This is a genomic window from Planctomycetota bacterium (assembly GCA_039182125.1).
GTDB lineage: Bacteria > Planctomycetota > Phycisphaerae > Tepidisphaerales > Tepidisphaeraceae > JBCDCH01.
Map to the genome: position 1 here is coordinate 82057 of JBCDCH010000005.1, position 20078 is coordinate 102134.

Genomic DNA, 20078 nt, shown 5'->3' on the forward strand with positions numbered 1-20078 from the left:
CGGCTGCCGGCCAGTCAAGGAATCCTTCCGTCACTTGGGTCCAGCGTGACGATTGTCTTGATAGTCTGGATAAGGACTTCGCTGTGGGCCGCGCAGGTGTTACAACCCTCGTATGAAGCAAAGCCTCGCCGCTGTTGTGTTGCTGATCGCCGCGTCGATCGTTCTTGCCGACCCGCCGCCGCCTACGCCCAAAGGTGTCACGCCTGCCACCGGGCCGGCCGAGGCGCCGCCGGCCGAAGAAGCGGCCGAGCAACTGACTTTCGCCGGGGTGTTCATCCCGGCGGATGCGGTTGCGATCCAGCTCGATCTCGCGGCCTATGGCGGGAGTGTCGAAGTCATCGAAGCCGTGACGCACGGCGCGACCGTCACCAAAGGCCAGACGATTCTCGAGCTCAAGGCCGACGATCTCGCCGAGCAACGTGACGCCGCCCGACGCGCCCTGACTCTTGCCGAAGCCCAACTCCGCAACGCCCAGGCACAGGCCAAGCTCGACGCCGAGATCGAGACTTTTGAACTCGCGACCGCCGAGCGGAAAGTCGCCGAGTCTCATGAGGCGTTGCGTTGGTTCGATGAGGCCGACGGGAAGAACCTGCAATACGGGGCCGAGCTCGCCATCCAGAGCAACCTCGACTCGATCGCCGACAACGAGGAGGAACTCGAACAACTCCGCAAGATGTACAAGAGCGAGGAGCTGACCAACGCGACGGCCGACATCGTCGTCAAGCGTGCCATCCGCCAACTCGAACGCATCAAGGCTCGCCAAGCCGTGGTCGAAGCTCGTAGCAAGAAAACCCTCGAGTACGACTACAAAGTCCAGCGCGACGCGATCGCCGACCGCATCGCCAGGGCCGAGCAGAATCTGCAACGGACGCGCATTGCCCAGGAGCTTGCGCAGGTGCAGCGTGCGACCAATCTCGAGACCAAGCGGATCGCCGACGACAAGGCTCGCGAGGCCCTTGGGGAACTTGAAGCCGATGCCGCGCTGTTGGAGGTCAAGGCACCGGCTGACGGCGTGCTCTTGTACGGGCAGATGCAGGGCGAGCAGTGGGCAGCCGGTGACCCGACGCGGTTCGACACCGGCACCCAGTTCAAACCGCAGGGCGTGTTGATGACGCTCCTCCGACCCGGCAGTATGCAGGTCGAGGCGTCCGTGCCCGAAGCCAACCGCTTCGATGTCGAGCCCGGCACCAGCGTCGAAGTCACCACCCCGTCCATCGACGAGTCCGTCGTCGGAACGATCGTCTCCATCGCGCCGACCCCGATGCAGAAGGGGCAAAAGCGTTTCTTCAAGGTCGTCATCGAAGTCGATGCCCCGAGCAACATCGCCCCCGCCAGCACCGCCAACGTCACGGTGTCTCTCACGAAGGCCACGGCTTCAGCAGCGGGTCAGCTCAACTGCTGCCCGCCAGCGGCCGCGGAACTGATCGCCGCCCAAACGAAAGGCGGTCCGGCCACGCGCCCTTTTGACCCGGCGGCGGAGCCGGCCACCCGGCCCGCCGATGCCGATGACCCGTACCTCCAACCCGTCCGCCGACGAGATTCGATCGACGAGGCGATTAGCGACGCCGTCGCATTCCTCATCGCGGATCAGAACGACGACGGCTCCTGGGGCACCGGCACCGAGACGCGCGGTACCGAGATCTACTCCATGGTTCCCGGCAGCCACGACGCCTTCCGCGTCGCCACCACCGCGCTGGCCACCATGGCCCTCGACGAAGCCGGCCACCGCGACACTGATGCGTACCGAAAGGCCGTGCGTTACCTGGTCGAAGAGGGCGATGCCCGACGCGACAACAGCCGAATCATGTACAACACCTGGGCGCACACCTATGCGTTACAGGCACTCAGCCGGGAGCTACAACGCACGCCCGACGACGCAGAGATGCGTGCCGCGGCCAACTGGCAACTCGAGAAACTCAAGTCTTACGAAGTCTATGTCGGCGGCTGGAACTACTACGACTTCGAGGCCGGCACGCAACAGCCGAGCATGGCCCCGACGTCCTTCGGCACCGCGTCCGCGCTGGGCGCGCTCCACGAAGCCAAGGCCGCCGGCCTCGACGTTCCGCGGGAGTTGGTCGACCGTGCCGTCCGCCGCCTTGCCGAAATGCGCACGCCGCTGGGCACCTACCTCTACAGCGGCAGCCTGAAGTACCGGCCCCAGATGGGGGCCAACCGTGAGCGCGGCGCCGTCGGTCGAACCCAGGCCTGTGTCTGGGCCCTGGGCCTCTACGACCATGAACACGGCGACCCGGCCGACGCCGACCAGGCGTTGACGATGCTCCAGAAGGAACACGCCTGGCTGAACATGGGCCGCAAGCGCCCGTTTCCCCACGAAGCGTGGTACCAGACCAGCGGTTATTACTACTACTACGCCATGTACCACGCCGGCCTGCTCGTCGAGCAACTCGACGGCAAGCACACCGAAGCCGTCGCCGAGATGGTCCTCCCGTACCAGGAAGCGGACGGCAGTTTCTGGGACTACGCGATGTGGGACTACCACAAACCTTACGGAACCGCGTACGCGGTGATGGCGCTGACGCGGTTGCGGGATGCCGGGTGAAGCGGGGTGTTTGGCAATTCGCCAAGTGGTGCGGAAGCAGTGCGATCGGCTTCTCGACCAACATCGGGACGGCGGTGTTGTTGCACGAGGGGTTTGACGTTCGAACAACCTGGGCGGTGGCGATTGCGTACGTGGTGACGTGGTGCGTGAACTTTCTGCTGGCGCGGCACGTGGTCTTCGGCGGCAAGGATCGCCGGTGGTATCGTCAGGCAGCACATTTTGCCGGGACGACCGTCGCTTTCCGGTTGCTCGAATACGGGCTGTTCCTGATTCTGCACAAGGGTTTCGAGCTGCCGTACTTCGTGGCCCAGTTCGTTGTTTCGGCGCTGGCGTTTTTGGGATACTTCGCCTTTTACCGGCGGTTCGTGTTCGGGGGGCAAGGCGGGGCGGAGGATGAGTCGGTCCGATAGCCCAAATGCCTGCCGCGACAGTGCTGAAAAATCGTCGCAGCGGTTTGACCCCCTGTGGGTGGTTCCTACAGTGCTCGACCGCCTAAGCGAAACTTTGAAGGTTTCGGGCAGGTTGGTAGCGTGAAGGACGCCGCCCGGCGGAAGTTGGGCGGCTTGTTTTTGGAACTTGATTTGAACTTGCAGGCAGGAACGACGCCGACGATCGGCATCGTTCTCGCGGGAATCTGACCGATGAGCAGCGACCATATCCGCATCCGCATGGAAGCTTACGACCACCGCGCCCTCGACACGAGCGCGAAGGAGATCGTCGATCAGGCCAAGCGCACCAACGCGAAGGTCTGCGGCCCCGTGCCGTTGCCGACCCGCGTCGAGCGCTACACCGTCCTGCGTGGTCCACACGTGGACAAGAAGTCTCGCGAGCAGTTCGAGATGCGCACGCACAAGCGCATGATCGACATCTCCGAGCCGACCGCGCGCACCATCGAAGCGCTCAATCGCCTCGTGGTCCCGGCCGGTGTGTTCGTGAAGATTAAGGCCAACGCATAGTTCAAGACCGGCCTCGTCCCGAAAGTGGCGAGGCCTTTTTCGTGGATGGATCCGCCAGCGGTCATTGGGATCGCCGGCACATAAGCATGAAGCCCGGTCGAGAGGGTCAGCCAAGACCCCCTGCGTTCCCTGCCGAAAGGGAAAGCCTCGCCGCGGCGAGTTTGTTTTTCGTCGCAGTTACACCCAAGGAGCGGCCACCAGCGCGAGACCGCGTTGCTCTGGACCGAAACGCGAATGATTCCGGCACTACTTGGACGCAAAGTGGGCATGACCCGCATCTTCGACGCCGACGGGAAGAACATCCCCGTGACCGTCGTCGAGGCCGGCCCCTGCGTCGTTACCCAGGTCAAGTCTGACGAAACCGCCGACGGCTACCACGCCGTCCAGCTCGGTTTCGAGGAGCAGAAGGCTAAACACTCGAACTTCCCGATGATCGGCCACGCGGCCAAGGCCGGCACGACCCCCAAGCGGTTCTACCGTGAAGTCCGCCTCGCCGAGGCCACCGACAAAGAGGTTGGCGAGGTCATCGACGTCTCGCTCTTCGAGGGCATCCAGTACGTCGACGTGACCGGCACCTCCAAGGGCAAAGGCACCGCCGGCGTCATGAAGCGGCACAACTTCGGTGGTCAGCCCGCCTCGCACGGTACCGAACGCAAGCACCGCTCGCCCGGCTCGGTCGGCGGTCGTTCGTCGAACCTGGGCACGGGTAAGCCGAAAAAGGGCATCCGCATGGCAGGCCGCATGGGCAACGAGCGGGTCACCACCCGCAACCACCCGCTGGTCGGCGTGAATGCCGAGCACAACCTGCTCTACATCAAGGGCCCACTGCCAGGCGGCAAGAACGCCGTGCTCTTCGTCAAGAAGTCCAAGACCGCCCGCGTGAAGGAGGAGGCATAAACCATGATCTCCGTACCCGTCTACAATCTCACCACCGGTGAGGAAGTCGAGAAAATCGACATCGACCCGGCCAAGCTCGGCAGCGAGGTCAATAAGCCCCTGCTCAAGCAGGCGTTGGTCATGTACCACGCCAACAAGCGGCAGGGCACCGTCCAGACCAAGGCTCGCGGCCAGGTCTCCGGCTCGACAAAGAAGCTCTTCCGCCAGAAGGGCACCGGCAACGCCCGTATGGGCCCCAAGCGCAACCCGATCCGCCGCGGCGGTGGTCACGCGATGAACAAGAAGCCGCGCGACTTCAGCCACGACATGCCCAAGAAGCAGCGTCGCCTGGCCAGCCGCAACGCGCTGCTCGCCAAGCTCGAAGCCGGTGACGTGAAAGTCGTCGCCGACGTTTCGATCAGCGAGCCCAAGACCAAGGTCATGGCCGGTGCGTTCAAGGCCCTCGAACTGAATCGCCGGACGCTCGTCGCCCGGACCGAGGACGAGTTCAAGGACCCCAACTTCAGCCGCGCGACCCGCAACCTCGCCGACGCCCGGCTCACGACCGTTCGCCAGCTCAATGCCGGCGATCTGCTCAACAACCGCTACCTGCTCATCAGCAAGGCCGGCCTGACTCAGTTCGTGGAAGGTGACAACTAATGGAAGCCACCAGCCTCATCCTCAAGCCGATCGTCACCGAGAAGTCCACCTGGCAGGCCGGGCGTCACAACGCCTACTCCTTCCACGTCCACCCCTCGGCAAACAAGCACACGGTCAAGAAGGCGATCGAAGAGCTGTACAAGGTCACCGTCGCCGACGTTCGCATGGCCATCCGCAAGGGCAAGGTCAAGCGGAACCGGTTTGGTGTCGCCAAGAAGCCCGACGTTAAACGCGCCATCGTCGTTCTTGCCGGCGATGACCGTATCGACCTGTTCTAACGACCCGGAGGACATCCACCATGCCAGTCAAAAAGTACAAGCCGACCACGCCGGGCCGTCGCAACGCATCGGTCATCGACTACAAGGCGACCGTCACCAAGACCAAGCCGGAAAAGTCGCTCTGCGAGCGCAAGGTCAAAACCGGTGGTCGTAATCACCACGGCAAGATCACCGCCCACGGTCGCGGTGGCGGCAACAAGCAGCTCTATCGCAAGATCGACTTCCGCCGCAACAGCAAGGACGGCGTCAACGCGACCGTCCTCGCGATCGAGTACGACCCGAACCGCACTTGCTTCATCGCCCTGATTCAGTACGAGGACGGTGAAAAGGCCTACATCCTCGCTCCTGAAGGTCTGGGCGTCGGCATGACCGTCGTCACCGGTCCGGGCGCGGCTCCCGAAGTCGGCAACTGCATGGCCCTCGGCGACATCCCGCCGGGCCTGGAAATTCACAACATCGAGCTCAATCCCGGGCAGGGCGGCAAGCTCGTCCGCTCCGCCGGCAACCGGGCTCGGTTGGCCGCGAAGGAAGGGCGCTACTGCGTCATCACGCTTCCCTCCGGTGAACAGCGTCGTGTGCTCAGTGCATGCCGGGCGACCATCGGCAGCGTCGGTAATTCCGATTGGCAGAACGTCGATCTGGGCAAGGCCGGCCGGACCCGTCACCGCGGTATCCGTCCCCTCACCCGTGCGAAAGCCAAGAACCCGATCGACCACCCGCTCGGCGGTGGCGAAGGTCGCTCCAACGGCGGCCGTCACCCGGTCAGCCGCACCGGCGTCCCCGCCAAGGGCGGCGTCACCCGCGATCGCAAGAAGCACTCCGAAAAACTCATCCTCCGTCGCCGCAAGATGGGCAAGTTCCAACAGCGCAAGGTTACCGTCAACAACTGAGGTTGAATTATGTCACGCAGCAGCAAAAAAGGCCCCTACGTCGACGAAAAGCTCTACCTCAAGGTGGACGCGCTCAACGAGAGCGGTTCCAAGCGGGCGATCAAGACGTGGAAGCGCGCCTGCACGATCGTTCCCGAGTTCGTCGGACACACCTTCGAAGTTCACGACGGTCGCAAGCACATCAAGGTGTTCGTCACCGAAGACATGGTCGGGCACAAGCTCGGCGAGTTCGCCCCGACCCGCACCTTCCGCGGCCACGGCGGGAACAAGAAGAAGTGAGGTAATCCCCATGCCCGAATACACCGCAACTCACCGCTTCGCACGTATCAGCCCTCGGAAGATTCGGCTCGTTCTGGACATGGTCCGGGGCCGCGAAGTCGACGACGCCCTCAACATTCTGCGCTTCAGCAAGCAGCGAGGCAGCGTCTTTGTCGAGCGGGCCGTGAAGTCCGCCGTCGCGAACTACTACGACCAGCAGACCACCCCGGGGCAGGACACGCTGATCATCAGTGAAGCCCGCGCCGACGAAGGGCCGACCATCAAGCGGTTCCAACCCAAGGACCGCGGCAAGGCCCATCCGATCATGAAGCGCACCAGCCATGTCGTCGTGAGCGTGTCCGACGGCGACGACGATTAAGCCGAGAACCCAGACCACTCCAAGGAACAAACACCATGGGCCAGAAAGTTCACCCCCTCGGCTTCCGCGTCGGTATCACCGAGGATCACAAATCCAAGTGGTACGCACCGAAGAAAGCCTTCGGCGAGTTCCTCGTCGAGGACTACAAGATCCGCCAACTCCTCGACGAGCGGCTCAACCGCCGCCCGCCGTTCGCAGCCGTCGCTGATGTGCTGATCAAGCGGACGCGTGAGGAAGTGGAGATCGAGATCAAGACCGCGCGCCCCGGCCTGGTCATCGGCCCCAAGGGTGCCGAGGTCGACAAGCTCCGCGAGGCGATCGAAGACCTGATTCACCGCAAGGTCGCCCCGATCAAGGTCATCGAGATCAAGAACCCCGACCTCAACGCCCAGTTGGTCGCCGAGGGCATCGCCGAACAGCTCAAGCGCCGCGCCAGCTTCCGCCGCGTGCTGAAGATGCGCATGGAAGGCACGATCAACGCCGGGGCCAAGGGCATTCGCATTCAGGTCGGCGGCCGATTGAACGGTGCCGAGATCGCTCGCAGCCAGAAGCAAACCATGGGCAGCGTTCCGCTAACCACGTTGCAGGCGAACGTCGACTACGGCTACGCGATCAGCAAGACCGCCGCCGGCGTCATCGGCGTGAAGATTTGGATCTACAAGGGCCGCTTCGGTGAAGAAGTGCAGGACACGGACGTGCGTCCGGGTGGTCCGTTCCGTCGCGGTCGCCGCGGTTGATCAGTTAGCTCACGAAAGTCAGGAGACACACCATGCAAATGATGCCCCGTCGAGTGAAGTACCGCAAAAGCATGCGCGGCAAGATCCGCGGCAATGCGACCCGCGGCAACGTCGTGAGCTTCGGCGAGTACGGCCTCCAGTCGACCGACCCCGGTTGGGTCACCGCCCGCCAACTGGAAGCCGGTCGTATCGCGGTCAGTCACTTTCTACGCCGTGAAGGCAAGCTGTACATCCGCGTGTTCCCGAACAAGTCCGTTTCCGGCAAGCCCCTGGAAACCCGGATGGGTAAAGGCAAGGGCGACATCGACTACTGGTGTGCCGTCGTGAAGCCGGGCACCGTGCTCTACGAAATCGCCGGCGTCAGCGAGACCCTCGCCAAGCAAGCCCTAGCCCGCGTGGCCCACAAGATGCCGGTCCGCACCCGGTTCATCCACCGTCGCACCGCCGTCGCCTGAGGAGTTTGACCATGAAGAACAAAGACCTCCGCGAGAAAGATGATCAGGCGTTGAATCAGTTGCTGGTCGAAACCCAACGCAAGCTCTTCGACCTGCGTCAGCAGTCCGTGACCGAGAAGGTCGAGGACACCAGCCAGTTCAAGAAGGGCAAGCGCCAGATCGCCCGCATCAAGACCCTCCTGCACGAGCGCAAGCTCAGCAACTCGGCCTCCTGAACACGAAAGCCCGACTAGAAAGCATTGTCCATGGCCTCCGAAACCAACACCGCCGAGCGTAACGAGCTTCGCACCCGCGAGGGTGTCGTCACCTCCGCCAAGGCGAACAAGACGATCAAGGTGCAGATCACCTACCAGACCAAGCACCCCAAGTACGGCAAGTACATCAACCGCCGTACCGTGCTCCAGTGCCACGACGAGCAGGGTCTCGCCGGCGAGGGTGACGTGGTCAAGATCGCCGAGTGTCGTCCTTATTCCAAGACCAAGCACCACCGTTTGCTCGAAGTGCTTGATAAGGCCCCGGACAATCGTTGAGTCATGCGGGTTCCGACCCGCTTCGTAAAGGACCACCCCATGATCCAACAAGAATCCTATCTCGACGTGGCCGACAACACCGGCGCCAAGCAGGTGATGTGCATCCGCGTGCTGGGCGGTTCCACCTCCCGCGGCAAGGGTGCCCTGACCCGCAAGACCGCCGGCATTGGTGACGTCATTATCTGCTCGGTCAAGAAGGCTCTGCCCGGCTCCGACACCAAGTCCGGCGATGTTGTCCGTTGCGTGATCGTTCGGACCCGCTACGTCACCCGCCGCCGCGACGGGTCCCGCGTCCGCTTCGACAAGAACGCCGCCGTCATCATCGACGAGAAGGGCAATCCCAAAGGCACCCGCATCTTCGGTGCCGTTGCACGTGAGCTGCGTGAAAAGAACTACATGAAGATCGTGTCCCTCGCTTCGGAGGTCATCTAGTCATGGCACAGCGCATCAAGACCGGCGACAACGTCGCCATCATCACCGGCAAGGACAAGGGCAAGACCGGCCGTGTCCAGAAAGTCATGTTCGACGCCAACGGCACGCTCGAAAAGGTCGTCGTCGAGGGCATGAACCGCAAGACCAAAATGGTCAAACCGAGCCAGCAGAACCAGCAGGGCGGCAAGGTCACCATCTCCGCCCCGATCCATGCGTCCAACGTGATGCCCGTTTGCCCCGAGACCGACAAGCCGACCCGCGTTCGCTTCGAGGAGCGCGACGGCGTCAAGCATCGCGTTGCCGTGAAGTCCGGCGCGAGTCTGGGTCCCGTCAAGAAGTCCGCCAGCAAGTAACGAACCACCACGCCACCCGACACCGGTTGTTCCCGGCGTCATCGAAAGGCATATCCGATGGCCACCCAACCCCGACTCAAGCAGCACTACGACGAGAAAGTCGTACCGATGCTCAAAGAGAAGTTCTCGATCACCAACGCCTACGCCGTGCCCAAGCTCGACAAGATCGTCATCAGCATGGGCTTGGGCAAGGCCGTCAGCGCCGGCGAGAAAGCCAAGCTCGACCAGGCCGAGAAGGAACTGACCCGCATCGCCGGACAGAAGTGCGTCCGCATCAAGGCCAAGAAATCGGTCGCCGCCTTCAAGATCCGCGAAGGTCAGGAAACGCACCTGAAAGTCACCCTCCGCGGTGCCCGCATGTACGAGTTCCTCGACCGCCTAATCAACCTGGCCATCCCGCGGGTGAAGGACTTCCGCGGCCTGCCCACCAAGGGCTTCGACAAGCAGGGCAACTACACGTTCGGCCTGACCGAGCAGACGGTGTTCCCTGAGATCGATTCGGCCGCCATCCAGTTCACCCAGGGCATGCACATCACCCTGGTCAACACCGGCAGCAACGTTGAAGAAGGTCGCGCCCTGCTTGACGGTTTCGACTTCCCGTTCCGCAAGCCCGAGAAAGACGCCAAAGCCGCTTAAGCCGCTTCAGCAAGAAGGACAAGAACCATGGCCACCAAAGCTTGGATCAGCAAACAGAAGCGTCGCCAAGAGCTCATCGACCGCCTCTACGAGAAGCGTCAGCAGCTCAAGAAGGAAGGCGATTACGCCGCTCTCGCAAAGCTCCCGCGTGACTCCAGCCCGACCCGCAGCAAGAACCGCTGCCAGATCACCGGGCGTAGCCGCGGCTACCTGCGGAAGTTCAAGATCTCTCGCATCATGCTCCGCGAGCTGTCGCTCAAAGGCCAAATCCCCGGCATGAAAAAGGCCAGCTGGTAATCGGCTTCGGCCATCTCACATCTGCAATCTGGAATTCCCCCATGAGCATGCAAGACCCCATCGCCGATATGCTGACCCGCATCCGCAACGCCAACCGTGTTGGCCGTCGCAATGTGCAGGTCAAGCGCAGCAAGATCTGCACCGGCATCGCCAACGTTCTCAAGGACGAGGGCTTCATCGAAGACTTCGAGACCGTCGACGACAAGTCCGGTCAGGGCCTGATCCGCATCAAGCTCAAGTACAACCTCGCCGGCGAGAAGGCGATCCACACCATCGACCGCGTCTCCAAGCCCGGCCGTCGCGTCTACAAGGGCGTCGCCGACATGCCCCGCGTGCTCAACGGCCTCGGAATCGCCGTGGTCTCCACCAGCCGCGGCGTCGTCTCTGACCGCATCGCCCGCGAGTCCAACATCGGCGGCGAGCTGCTCTGCACCGTGTCGTAATCCCCGCTTCCTGAAACCATCTAAGGAAACATTCCCATGTCCCGCCTCGGCAAGAAACCCGTCGACATCACCTCCGGCGTCGAAGTCAAGATCAGCGGCCAGCACGTCATGACCAAGGGCCCCAAGGGCACCCTCGAGTTCGACGTCCATCCGCGTATCTCCGTCGCCCAGGAAGAGAATCAGGTCGTCGTCACCCGCGACAACGATCAGGGCCCGGCCAAAGCGTTGCACGGCACCACCCGCGCGATCATCGCCAACATGATCGAGGGCGTGAGCAAGGGCTACGAAAAGAAGCTCGAAGTCCACGGCGTCGGCTACAAGGCCGAGCTTCGCGGCAAGAAGCTCGCCCTCACCGTCGGTTACGCCAACACAATCTCCGTCGACATCCCCGACGGTGTCGAAGTCAAGAGCGAAGCCGGCACGCCCGGTATCGTCACCGTCAGCGGCCCCGAAAAGCAGAAGGTCGGCCAGTTCGCCGCCAAGGTCCGCGACGTCCGCAAGCCCGAGCCTTACAAGGGCAAGGGCATCCGCTACGCCGACGAGCAAGTCACCATCAAGCAGGGCAAGGGCTTCGGCGCGAAGTAAGGATTCACCCACACACCGGTGACGGTTGGCACCGTCGCACGAAGGGAACGCATCATGAGCAACAAAGTCATCGCCAAAAACAAGCGGCACACCCGGCGGAAGTTCAGCATCCGCAACAGTGTCTCCGGCTCGCCCCAACGGCCGCGCCTCTCGGTGTTCCGCTCCAACAAGCACATCGAAGCCCAGATCATCGACGACATCGAAGGCAAGACCCTCGCCGCGGCAAGCAGCAAGCAGGCCGCCATTCTTGGCGAAGCCAAGCACGGTGGGGACCTGGAGTCGGCCAAGAAGGTCGGCGTCGCCATTGCCGAAAAGGCCAAGTCGGCCGGCATCACCAAGATCGTGTTCGACCGAAACGGTCGACGCTACCATGGCCGCGTGAAGGCGTTGGCCGACGCGGCCCGTGAGGGCGGACTCGAGTTCTAAAGCGGAAAATCAGCATGTCAGACGAGACGAAAACGACAGACAACGCCCCGGAAGTCACGCCGACCGAGCCGGCCCAGATCTCGCCGCAGGCCGACGGTCCCGCCGCCGAGGCACCCGCCGAGACGGCCAAGACCGACGCGGCACCTTCGCCCGCGGCTGCCGGCGGCACCTTCACCGGTGGCGGCGAAGGCAAGGCTCCCGAGGCCCGCGTCGGCGGACGTCCCCCGCGTGGTGGCCAGCAAGGCGGTCAGCGTGGCGGCGATCGTGGTCGCGGCCGTGGTCGTGGTCGCGGTCGTGATGAAGGCGCTGACGACGGCATCGAATCGAACGTCATCCGTATCTACCGCTGCTCGAAGGTGGTCAAGGGCGGCCGCACGTTCAGCTTCGCCGCACTCGTCGTTGCCGGTGATCGCGCCGGTTCCGTCGGCATCGGTTACGGCAAGGCCAACGAGGTTCCATCAGCCGTCGAGAAGGCCACCAAGGAGGCCCGCCGCACCATGAAGAAAATCCCCATGGTCGGCACCACCATTCCGCACCCGGCACTGGGCGCTTCCGGCACCAGCCGCGTGCAGCTCATCCCGGCCAACCCCGGCACCGGCGTCACCGCCGGCAAGACTGTCCGCCCGCTCCTCGAGCTCGCCGGCGTCACCGACGTTCTCACCAAGGCCTACGGCTCGACCAGCCCGAAGAACCTGCTCAAGGCCACCATCGACGCCCTGCGTCAACTCCGCAGCGCCGACCAGGTCAAGCAGATGCGCGGTGTCGATCTGCCCGACTCGGCCGGCACGCTGACCGTGGCCAGCTAAATCACTCATCAACGCGAGGCCCTTCGCCGGGCCGACTAGTCAAAGAAAGGCGAAACACCATGTCCGTCGGACACGAAATCACTAAGGGACTCAAGCACAAACGTCGCCAGCGTCTCGGACGCGGCGAAGGTTCCAAGGGCAAGACCAGCGGTCGCGGCCACAAGGGTGCCCGCTCCCGCACCGGTTCCCACATCCGCGTCGGCCACGAGGGTGGTCAGACCGAGCACGCGAAGCGCTTTGGTCAGCGCGGGTTCTCGAACTTCAAGTTCGAAACCCGCTACCACATCGTCAACCTCTCGTCGCTCGAGAAGAAGTTCGACGCCGGCAAGATCGTCGACGCCGCCGCGTTGCAGGAAGCCGGTCTTGTTCCGGACGGCAAGCTCGGCGTGAAGATTCTCGGCAACGGCGAGTTGACCAAGGCGCTCACGATCCTCGCCCACAAGTTCAGCGGCAGCGCCCAGAAGAAGATCGAAGCCGCCGGCGGCACCTGCCAAAATCCGGCCGGCGAGGCATACGCCGCCGCGGTCGAAGAAGCGCCCGCGGCGGAAACGTCCACCGACGAGACACCGGCTTCCGAGTAACACCCGTCATCCCCCAACGCAGTGAGGGACTTGGCCACGACAACCCGCCGGCTTTTGGGCCGATTGGTGTTCGAAGCCGAGTCCCTCGCTTCATTCGGGGCGACATCGGTTCGGGCGTGCTAGCCCGACTATCATCCGACCCACGCAACCCGCGTCGGTGCTTGTTATGCTCAAATCCTTCGCCAACATATTTCGTGTCCCGGAGTTGCGGAACAAGGTGCTATTCACCCTGTTCATGCTGATGATCTACCGGGTTGGCTATCACATCCCGCTGCCCGGCATTGACCAGGATGCGTTCAGCGCTCTCGAGCAGGGCGATGCCGCCTCCCGACTCGCGGCGTATGTGTCGCTGTTTTCCGGAGGCGATCTGAGCCAGTCGACGATCTTCGGTTTGGGCGTGATGCCGTACATCTCGGCGTCGATTATCTTCCAGTTGCTCGGCACCACGATCCCGGCGCTGGAGAAGCTCAAGAAGGAAGGCCAGACCGGCCAGCGAAAGATTCAGGAATGGACGCGTTATGCGACGGTGCCGATCGCGGCGCTGCAGTCGATCTTCTTGCTGTCGTACATGACCAATCAGGGGTTGGTTCAGACCGCGCTGGAAGGCACCATGACCTTCTGGATCCTTGGCACGCTCGCGCTCACCACCGGATGTATCTTCCTGATGTGGCTCGGTGAACAGGTCGACGAGTACGGGCTTGGCAACGGTGTTTCGCTGATCATCCTCGCGGGCATCGTCGCCCGCATGCCTGCGGCGATCGGGCAGTTGATCACCGGGTTCGATGCCGATGCGTCGGGCACGGGTATTGGCGTTGGTCAGATCATCTTCCTGATCGCGTCGTTCATCTTCGTGGTCATGGGCTCGATCCTGATCACGCAGGCCCAGCGACGTATTCCGATTCAACAGGCCAAGCACACCCGCGGTCGCAAGGTCTACGGAGGCCAGAAGCAGTTCCTTCCGCTGCGGGTCAACCATGGTGGCGTCATGCCGATCATCTTCGCGCAGTCGCTCATGCTCTTCCCGGGCATGCTCCTGGGCTACCTCGACGGTATCGGACAAGCCAACAACTGGGACGGCTTCTTCGGCAACACCTTTGCCTGGCTCAACATCCAGTTCGCGCAGACCGGCTTCATCTACATCATCACCGAGGTCATCCTGATCTACTTCTTCGCGTACTTCTGGACCACCGTCCAGTTCCAACCGAAGGAGATGGCCAACCAGTTGCGTGACTACGGCTCGTTCATTCCCGGGCTGCGTCCGGGCAAGCGGACGGCCGACTACCTCGAGCGTGTGATGATGCGGATCACGTTCGTCGGTGCGGCGTTCCTTTCGATCATCGCGATCATCCCCATGGTCGTCGCGGCGTACATGGGCATTCCGTGGGAGGTTTCGGCCTTCCTCGGTGGTACCGGCTTGCTGATCGTCGTCTCGGTCGCGCTGGACATGGTCCAGCGGATCGAAGCGAACCTGGTCATGCGGAACTACTCCGGCTTCCTCGCCGACTCCCCCGGCGCCAAGGGCAAGCGGATCAAGGGACGCAATCACTAGTGAAGCGCATGCGGGAAAGAAAAAGGGGAAAGAAAAAGGGGTCAGGGTCCTTTTTCGCCGCATGCGTACTCGACCCATCAAGCCGTACCGCTCGAAAAAGGACCCTGACCCCTTTTTCGGGACGACCTTGTCCCGGAAATGAAGATCATTCTCAAATCTAGGCGTGAGATGGAGCTCATGCGGAAGTCCGGCTTCATCGCACACACGGTCATCAAGACCCTCTGCGACGCGGCCGAGCCGGGCATGACCACCGATGAGCTCGATCGGCTCGGGGCTCAGGTGCTCGACGAGCACGGCGCGATCTCGATGAACCGTTGGTACCCGACCTACAAGCCCGGCGAGGGCTACCCGGCGACCATCTGCATCTCCGTCAACGACGAAGTCGTCCACGGCATCCCGTCCAAACGGAAGCTCGAGAATGGCGATGTGGTCACGTTCGACTTGGGCATGAAGTTCCAGAATCACTGCGCCGATCACGCGTGGACGGTGGGCATCGGTGATGTCGACGAGGAGTCCGCCCGGCTGATCGAGCACGGCAAGTCGACCCTGCGGCTCGCGCTCGAAACGATGGAGCCGGGGCGGAAGTGGAGCGACATCGCCCGTCTGATGCAGCACCACGCCGAGGAGGCCGGCTACGGCGTCGTGCAGGAGTTCGTCGGCCACGGCATCGGCAAATCCATGCATGAGGACCCCAAGGTTCCCAACTTCGTGACGCCCGAACAGCTCAAGAGCGATTTTACCCTCCGTCCCGGGCTGACCGTTGCGGTCGAGCCGATGCTCATCGTTGGTCCGCGGTATGTCGAACAACTCGATGACGAGTGGACCATCGTGGCCAAGAACGGCGGCAAAGCCTGTCACTTCGAGCACACCGTCGCGGTCACCGCCGATGGCGTCGATGTTCTCACCGACGGCCGAGAAGCTTGGGGGATCTGAGGAAATGCCGCCCACGCCCGGTTTCGGTTGACCGTGACTGACACCGTGCCAATACTCCGAACCGCCGCGAATTGCGGCATGTTTCTTTTCTGCACGACCTGTCGACGGACGATCCCGTCGGCCTTGATAAGGACACGACCGATGAAAGTCCGTTCCAGCGTCAAACGCATTTGCGAAAACTGCAAGATTGTTCGCCGCAAGGGCGTCGTGCGCGTGATCTGCATCAACCCGAAGCACAAGCAGCGTCAGGGCTAAGAAGCTCGCATCGCGCATTCACCCGATTTAGGACAAAGCCATGCCCCGTCTCGCCGGCGTCGACATCCCGAATAACAAGAAGATCAGCATCTCGCTGCGCTACCTCTACGGCATCGGCCCCAAGTTCGCCGACGACGTGCTCAAGGAAGCGAACATCGAGCCCGAGAAAAAGGCCAGCGACCTTACCGAGGACGAGTTGGGCCGTATCTCGACCGTGCTCGACAACAGCTACCTGACCGAAGGTGCCCTGCGTCGCAAGGTCGCCAACGACATCACCCGGCTGCGTGAGATCCAGTGCTATCGCGGCGGTCGTCACCGGCGCGGCCTGCCCGTCCGCGGCCAGTCCACCCAATCCAACGCCCGCACCCGCAAAGGCAAGAAGAAGACCGTCGCGGGCAAGAAGGGCGTCAAGGGCTAAAGCTTTTCTTGTCCTTCCTGCGCAACGGGAGCGGCGCGGCCGCCCATGTGCGGCGACTGTCATCAACATAAACATCCCCCCGGCGAGGGCGACCACGCTGTCACCCGCTGAACCGAGAAACACCCCATGGCCAAAAAAGAAGGAAAAACCAAGAAGAAGGCCCGTCGCGGCGTAGCCCGCGGCGTCGCGTTCATCAAGTCGACGTTCAACAACACGATCGTCACCATCACCGATCCCGCCGGCGAGACCATCAGCGCGAGCAGCGCCGGTGCCGTTGGTTTCAAGGGCAGCCGCAAGAACACCCCGTTTGCTGCGGGTCGCGCCGCCGAGCGTGCCGGCCAGGAAGCCAAGCGTCACGGCATGATCGAGGTCGAGGTCAAGGTCAAGGGCCCAGGTGCCGGCCGTGAGCAGGCGATCCTGAACTTGCAGAACGCCGGCCTCCGTGTGATCAGCATCGAGGACACGACCCCGATGCCGCACAACGGCTGCCGCCCACCGAAGAAGCGCCGCGTTTGAGCTATGGGGTTCCCCCTGCCAGACGAGATGGTGGCTGCGGCCGAGCGGCGCCTCGGTCGAAAGTTACCCTCGGGGCTTATCGCGAAGCTCAAGCCTAGGAATTTTTGCACGATCGAAGTCTCAGGGGGAAGTTGGCCAGTGTTCTGCATCCTCAATACGACCACCCCGGAAACCAAGAAGCTCACAGATGGTTACGACATTGAGTGCTTAACACAGCAAGAATATGACCTCGGATGTGAGTTGCCGGCGGGTTTGTTGAAGATCGCTGAAAATGGGTGTGGAGATTTCCTGTTTCTTCTACCGTTGGACGAATCACACTACGATCCCGCCGTTTGGCACTGGGATCACGAATCACAGAGGATGACGAAGGTCGCTGACAACATCGCCGACCTTCCCGTCTCCCGCTGACGCAGCGAGGCAGGGCATAGATGGCTCTCGACGTTGAGAGCGGTAACGCCCCGCAATCTGCCCGGCATTTTCGGTTAACCCGCAACCCCTCAACGGAGCAAACACATGCGTATGCAATGGCGTGGCCTGGAACTGCCGGCCCGAGTCGAACTCGACGAAAACGTGTCCAGTGAAACGTTCGGCCGCTTCGCCGCCGAGCCGTTCGAGCGTGGCTTTGGCACCACGGTCGGCAACTCGCTCCGCCGCATTCTGTTGTCGTCGCTCGAAGGGGCGGCCGTGACGCAGATGCGGATCAAGGGGGCGGATCACGAGTTCACGTCGCTGCCCGGCGTGCTCGAGGATGTCACCGACATCATCCTGAACATCAAGTCGCTGATCGTGAGCCTCGAAGGCGACGAGCCGCGCGAGATCACCGTGAGCCGTAACACCGCGGGCGTTGTGACCGCCGGCGAGTTCGAGCTTCACCCCGACGTGCAGATCGTCGATCCCGATCACGTCATCGCGACGCTGTCCGAGGATGTCGATTTCGAGTTGACGCTGACCGTCAGCAGGGGCCGCGGCTTCCGCAGTGCCAACGAGAATCGTGACAGCGGCGAAGAGGTCGAACTGGGCATCATTGCCGTCGACTCGATCTTCTCCCCGGTCACCCGCGTCCGCTACAACACCGAGAACGCCCGCGTCGGTCAGCGGACCGACTACGACAAGCTCATCCTTGAAGTCTGGACCGACGGCACCGTCTCGCCGGAGATGGCCGTGGTCGAAGCCGCGAAGATCCTGCGTAAGCACCTCAACCCGTTCGTGAGCTACTTCGAGCTGGGCGAGGAAGTCGCCAGCGCCGAGGCGGTGAGCGGCATGGCCGAGTCCGCCACGCCGAACGTCGATCCCGAGCTCGAGCAGAAGCTGAACATGACCGTGCAGGAACTCGACCTCTCGGTCCGTGCCAACAACTGCCTCGAGTCCGCCCGCATCAGCACCGTCCGCGAGATGGTCCAGCAGAACGAGTCGGACTTGCTCAAGGTCCGCTCCTTCGGCAAAACCAGCCTCAAGGAAGTGAAGAAGAAGCTGGCCGACATGGGTCTGTCCTTGGGCATGGACCTGAACAACCTGCCGAAGGTCGGCGAAGCCCCGGCGGTGATGGACTCTTTCGTCATGCCCGACGATGACAACGACTCGGCCGAAGCATCGGCCGAGATGTCCGAGGACGCGACCGAGTAACGATTTCGGTGCCTACTGTGTGGGCCCGACAGATTCAGTTAGGAAAGCACCATGCGCCACAACCGCAAAGGCCGTCAACTCAGCCGCGACACCGAGCACCGCGTCGCAATGCGTCGTAACCAGGCCCAGTCCCTGTTCGAGCACGGCAGCATCAAGACCACGCTCCCCAAGGCCAAGGAACTGCGAGGCTTCGTCGATAAGCTCATTTCCCTGGCCAAGAAGGGTGATCTGCACAGTCGCCGCCGGGTGATCTCGCTCATGCAGGATCGTCGGCTCGTCGACGAGAACCAGGAATTCACCGGCCAGACCGTCGTGCAGAAGCTGTTCAACGACGTTGCTCCGAAGTTTTCCGACCGCAACGGCGGTTACACCCGCATCGTCCGCTTGGGAACCTACCGCATCGGCGATGCCGGCGACTGGGTGATGATCTCGCTGGTCGACGACGAGCTGGGCGGCACCGAGAAGCCGACCGGCACCGTCAGGAAGTCCGCGGGCCATCGCAAGGCCCGCAACGAGCGTCGCTTCCAGTTCGCCAAGACCCGCGGCGGCAAAGCCCCGCAACGCCAGACCGTGCCCGCCGGGCCGGAAGCCGCCGAAGAAGAAGCCGCAACCGAAGAGGCGTAAGTCCGGCGACATAGCCCCCAAAAGTGAGCGGCGATGAGGCCCGGAAGCGGGCTTCATCGCCGTTTTTCAATGTTTGAGCCGGATTTACGTGCTATGCTGCGTTTAATCTCTGAGCGAGTTGTGCAACTTCGGGGCCAGCGAGACCTACCGCTAATAGCACATGCAGCCGACCTGTTGGTCGGATAATAATTGCCTCCGCGTCACTGTTGGCGTAAACCTTGCTTCCCAGCTGCTCACGCCGCGCAATAGTTGAGCGAACCCCATGTCTGTTCTCTGGTACGAACTCACCAATGATCTCACCGTCGGCAGCGCGCTGCTGTTGGCGATTTACGTCGTCACCTTGTGCGTCATTGCCGCTTATGGGGCACACCGGTACGCGCTGACCTGGCTCTACTGGAAGCACCGCGACGTTCGCCACACCCCGGCCGAGCCGTTTACGCAGTTGCCGCGGATGACCGTGCAACTGCCGATGTTCAATGAGGGGCTGGTCAGCGAGCGGGTCATCGACGCCGCGTGCAACCTCGACTACCCGCGTGAGTTACTCGAGGTCCAGGTGCTCGACGACAGCACCGACGGTTCCGAACAGATCAGCCAGGCCGCCGTGGACCGTTGGAAAGCCCAGGGCGTTGACATCAGTCTCCTGCATCGCACCGACCGGACTGGCTACAAAGCCGGCGCGCTCGCCGAGGGCATGAAGACCGCCACCGGCGAGTTCATCGCGATCTTCGATGCCGACTTCGTCCCCAAGCCCGATCTGCTCCGCAACGTCGTCGACCATTTCAGCGACGACAAGATCGGCATGGTGCAGGTCCGCTGGGATCACCTCAATCGCGACGCGTCGATGCTGACCAAGTCGCAGGCCATCTTCCTCGACGGCCACTTCGTCATCGAGCACACCGCCCGCAACCGCAGCGGCGCGTGGATGCACTTCAACGGCACGGCCGGCGTCTGGCGGAAGGCCTGCATCGACGACGCCGGCGGCTGGCAGCACGACACGCTCACCGAAGACATGGACCTCAGCT

At 62.7% G+C, this 20078-nt stretch carries 31 protein-coding genes; all 31 read left to right on the forward strand.

Annotation, left to right across the window (positions count from 1 at the left end; translation table 11 throughout):
* Positions 1 to 112 precede the first annotated feature (112 nt).
* The gene (locus AAGD32_02395; protein MEM8873085.1) at positions 113 to 2560 is read left to right on the forward strand and encodes an HlyD family efflux transporter periplasmic adaptor subunit; all 2448 of its coding nucleotides are present in this window, start codon (positions 113 to 115) and stop codon (positions 2558 to 2560) included.
* Entirely contained in the window at positions 2557 to 2970 is a 414-nt protein-coding gene (locus AAGD32_02400) for a GtrA family protein (protein ID MEM8873086.1), read from the forward strand. Before AAGD32_02395 ends, AAGD32_02400 begins: the two co-directional genes overlap by 4 nt.
* Before the next feature lie 231 nt (positions 2971 to 3201).
* Positions 3202 to 3516: a 30S ribosomal protein S10 gene (gene rpsJ / locus AAGD32_02405; protein MEM8873087.1), complete on the forward strand. Its 315-nt coding sequence runs from the start codon at positions 3202 to 3204 to the stop codon at positions 3514 to 3516.
* Positions 3517 to 3750: 234 nt separating this feature from the next.
* Positions 3751 to 4413, forward strand: coding sequence for a 50S ribosomal protein L3 (gene rplC, locus AAGD32_02410; protein MEM8873088.1), 663 nt, complete (start codon positions 3751 to 3753; stop codon positions 4411 to 4413).
* Positions 4414 to 4416: 3 nt separating this feature from the next.
* Positions 4417 to 5052, forward strand: coding sequence for a 50S ribosomal protein L4 (gene rplD, locus AAGD32_02415; protein ID MEM8873089.1), 636 nt, complete (start codon positions 4417 to 4419; stop codon positions 5050 to 5052).
* Positions 5052 to 5330, forward strand: coding sequence for a 50S ribosomal protein L23 (rplW, locus tag AAGD32_02420; protein ID MEM8873090.1), 279 nt, complete (start codon positions 5052 to 5054; stop codon positions 5328 to 5330). Before rplD ends, rplW begins: the two co-directional genes overlap by 1 nt.
* Positions 5331 to 5350: 20 nt before the next feature.
* A complete protein-coding gene (gene rplB / locus AAGD32_02425) occupies positions 5351 to 6220 on the forward strand; it encodes a 50S ribosomal protein L2 (GenBank protein ID MEM8873091.1) in 870 nt (289 codons plus the stop codon).
* A 9-nt stretch (positions 6221 to 6229) separates the two neighbouring features.
* Complete coding sequence (rpsS, locus tag AAGD32_02430) at positions 6230 to 6499, forward strand: 30S ribosomal protein S19 (GenBank protein MEM8873092.1); 270 nt, start codon at positions 6230 to 6232, stop codon at positions 6497 to 6499.
* Between the two features lie 10 nt (positions 6500 to 6509).
* On the forward strand, positions 6510 to 6857 hold the full coding sequence (gene rplV, locus AAGD32_02435; protein ID MEM8873093.1) for a 50S ribosomal protein L22: 348 nt from the start codon (positions 6510 to 6512) through the stop codon (positions 6855 to 6857).
* Between the two features lie 35 nt (positions 6858 to 6892).
* Entirely contained in the window at positions 6893 to 7594 is a 702-nt protein-coding gene (gene rpsC / locus AAGD32_02440; GenBank protein MEM8873094.1) for a 30S ribosomal protein S3, read from the forward strand.
* Positions 7595 to 7626: 32 nt separating this feature from the next.
* The gene (gene rplP, locus AAGD32_02445) at positions 7627 to 8049 is read left to right on the forward strand and encodes a 50S ribosomal protein L16 (GenBank protein MEM8873095.1); all 423 of its coding nucleotides are present in this window, start codon (positions 7627 to 7629) and stop codon (positions 8047 to 8049) included.
* 11 nt (positions 8050 to 8060) lie between these two features.
* Positions 8061 to 8264 carry a 50S ribosomal protein L29 gene (rpmC, locus tag AAGD32_02450; GenBank protein MEM8873096.1) on the forward strand — a complete coding sequence of 68 codons (204 nt, stop codon included), beginning with the start codon at positions 8061 to 8063 and terminating at the stop codon, positions 8262 to 8264.
* 30 nt (positions 8265 to 8294) lie between these two features.
* Positions 8295 to 8579, forward strand: coding sequence for a 30S ribosomal protein S17 (gene rpsQ, locus AAGD32_02455; protein MEM8873097.1), 285 nt, complete (start codon positions 8295 to 8297; stop codon positions 8577 to 8579).
* A 39-nt stretch (positions 8580 to 8618) separates the two neighbouring features.
* On the forward strand, positions 8619 to 9011 hold the full coding sequence (rplN, locus tag AAGD32_02460; GenBank protein MEM8873098.1) for a 50S ribosomal protein L14: 393 nt from the start codon (positions 8619 to 8621) through the stop codon (positions 9009 to 9011).
* Positions 9012 to 9013: 2 nt separating this feature from the next.
* The gene (gene rplX, locus AAGD32_02465; protein MEM8873099.1) at positions 9014 to 9364 is read left to right on the forward strand and encodes a 50S ribosomal protein L24; all 351 of its coding nucleotides are present in this window, start codon (positions 9014 to 9016) and stop codon (positions 9362 to 9364) included.
* Positions 9365 to 9421: 57 nt separating this feature from the next.
* A complete protein-coding gene (rplE, locus tag AAGD32_02470; GenBank protein MEM8873100.1) occupies positions 9422 to 10000 on the forward strand; it encodes a 50S ribosomal protein L5 in 579 nt (192 codons plus the stop codon).
* 27 nt (positions 10001 to 10027) lie between these two features.
* On the forward strand, positions 10028 to 10297 hold the full coding sequence (gene rpsN, locus AAGD32_02475; protein MEM8873101.1) for a 30S ribosomal protein S14: 270 nt from the start codon (positions 10028 to 10030) through the stop codon (positions 10295 to 10297).
* Positions 10298 to 10338: 41 nt separating this feature from the next.
* Positions 10339 to 10740 carry a 30S ribosomal protein S8 gene (rpsH, locus tag AAGD32_02480; GenBank protein ID MEM8873102.1) on the forward strand — a complete coding sequence of 134 codons (402 nt, stop codon included), beginning with the start codon at positions 10339 to 10341 and terminating at the stop codon, positions 10738 to 10740.
* Between the two features lie 36 nt (positions 10741 to 10776).
* Entirely contained in the window at positions 10777 to 11325 is a 549-nt protein-coding gene (gene rplF, locus AAGD32_02485) for a 50S ribosomal protein L6 (GenBank protein MEM8873103.1), read from the forward strand.
* Between the two features lie 54 nt (positions 11326 to 11379).
* Positions 11380 to 11751 carry a 50S ribosomal protein L18 gene (gene rplR / locus AAGD32_02490; protein MEM8873104.1) on the forward strand — a complete coding sequence of 124 codons (372 nt, stop codon included), beginning with the start codon at positions 11380 to 11382 and terminating at the stop codon, positions 11749 to 11751.
* Positions 11752 to 11765: 14 nt separating this feature from the next.
* Complete coding sequence (gene rpsE, locus AAGD32_02495; protein MEM8873105.1) at positions 11766 to 12557, forward strand: 30S ribosomal protein S5; 792 nt, start codon at positions 11766 to 11768, stop codon at positions 12555 to 12557.
* Between the two features lie 59 nt (positions 12558 to 12616).
* A complete protein-coding gene (rplO, locus tag AAGD32_02500; protein MEM8873106.1) occupies positions 12617 to 13138 on the forward strand; it encodes a 50S ribosomal protein L15 in 522 nt (173 codons plus the stop codon).
* Positions 13139 to 13304: 166 nt separating this feature from the next.
* The gene (gene secY / locus AAGD32_02505) at positions 13305 to 14687 is read left to right on the forward strand and encodes a preprotein translocase subunit SecY (GenBank protein ID MEM8873107.1); all 1383 of its coding nucleotides are present in this window, start codon (positions 13305 to 13307) and stop codon (positions 14685 to 14687) included.
* 138 nt (positions 14688 to 14825) lie between these two features.
* A complete protein-coding gene (gene map, locus AAGD32_02510) occupies positions 14826 to 15620 on the forward strand; it encodes a type I methionyl aminopeptidase (protein ID MEM8873108.1) in 795 nt (264 codons plus the stop codon).
* Between the two features lie 141 nt (positions 15621 to 15761).
* Positions 15762 to 15875: a 50S ribosomal protein L36 gene (gene rpmJ, locus AAGD32_02515; protein ID MEM8873109.1), complete on the forward strand. Its 114-nt coding sequence runs from the start codon at positions 15762 to 15764 to the stop codon at positions 15873 to 15875.
* A gap of 40 nt (positions 15876 to 15915) precedes the next feature.
* Positions 15916 to 16293, forward strand: coding sequence for a 30S ribosomal protein S13 (gene rpsM / locus AAGD32_02520; protein ID MEM8873110.1), 378 nt, complete (start codon positions 15916 to 15918; stop codon positions 16291 to 16293).
* 126 nt (positions 16294 to 16419) lie between these two features.
* On the forward strand, positions 16420 to 16809 hold the full coding sequence (gene rpsK, locus AAGD32_02525) for a 30S ribosomal protein S11 (GenBank protein MEM8873111.1): 390 nt from the start codon (positions 16420 to 16422) through the stop codon (positions 16807 to 16809).
* Positions 16810 to 16812: 3 nt separating this feature from the next.
* Positions 16813 to 17217, forward strand: coding sequence for an SMI1/KNR4 family protein (locus AAGD32_02530; protein MEM8873112.1), 405 nt, complete (start codon positions 16813 to 16815; stop codon positions 17215 to 17217).
* Between the two features lie 105 nt (positions 17218 to 17322).
* The gene (locus AAGD32_02535) at positions 17323 to 18432 is read left to right on the forward strand and encodes a DNA-directed RNA polymerase subunit alpha (protein ID MEM8873113.1); all 1110 of its coding nucleotides are present in this window, start codon (positions 17323 to 17325) and stop codon (positions 18430 to 18432) included.
* A 51-nt stretch (positions 18433 to 18483) separates the two neighbouring features.
* The gene (gene rplQ, locus AAGD32_02540; GenBank protein MEM8873114.1) at positions 18484 to 19056 is read left to right on the forward strand and encodes a 50S ribosomal protein L17; all 573 of its coding nucleotides are present in this window, start codon (positions 18484 to 18486) and stop codon (positions 19054 to 19056) included.
* 262 nt (positions 19057 to 19318) lie between these two features.
* Positions 19319 to 20078: glycosyltransferase (locus AAGD32_02545; protein ID MEM8873115.1), on the forward strand; the 760-nt coding region annotated here is incomplete at its 3' end.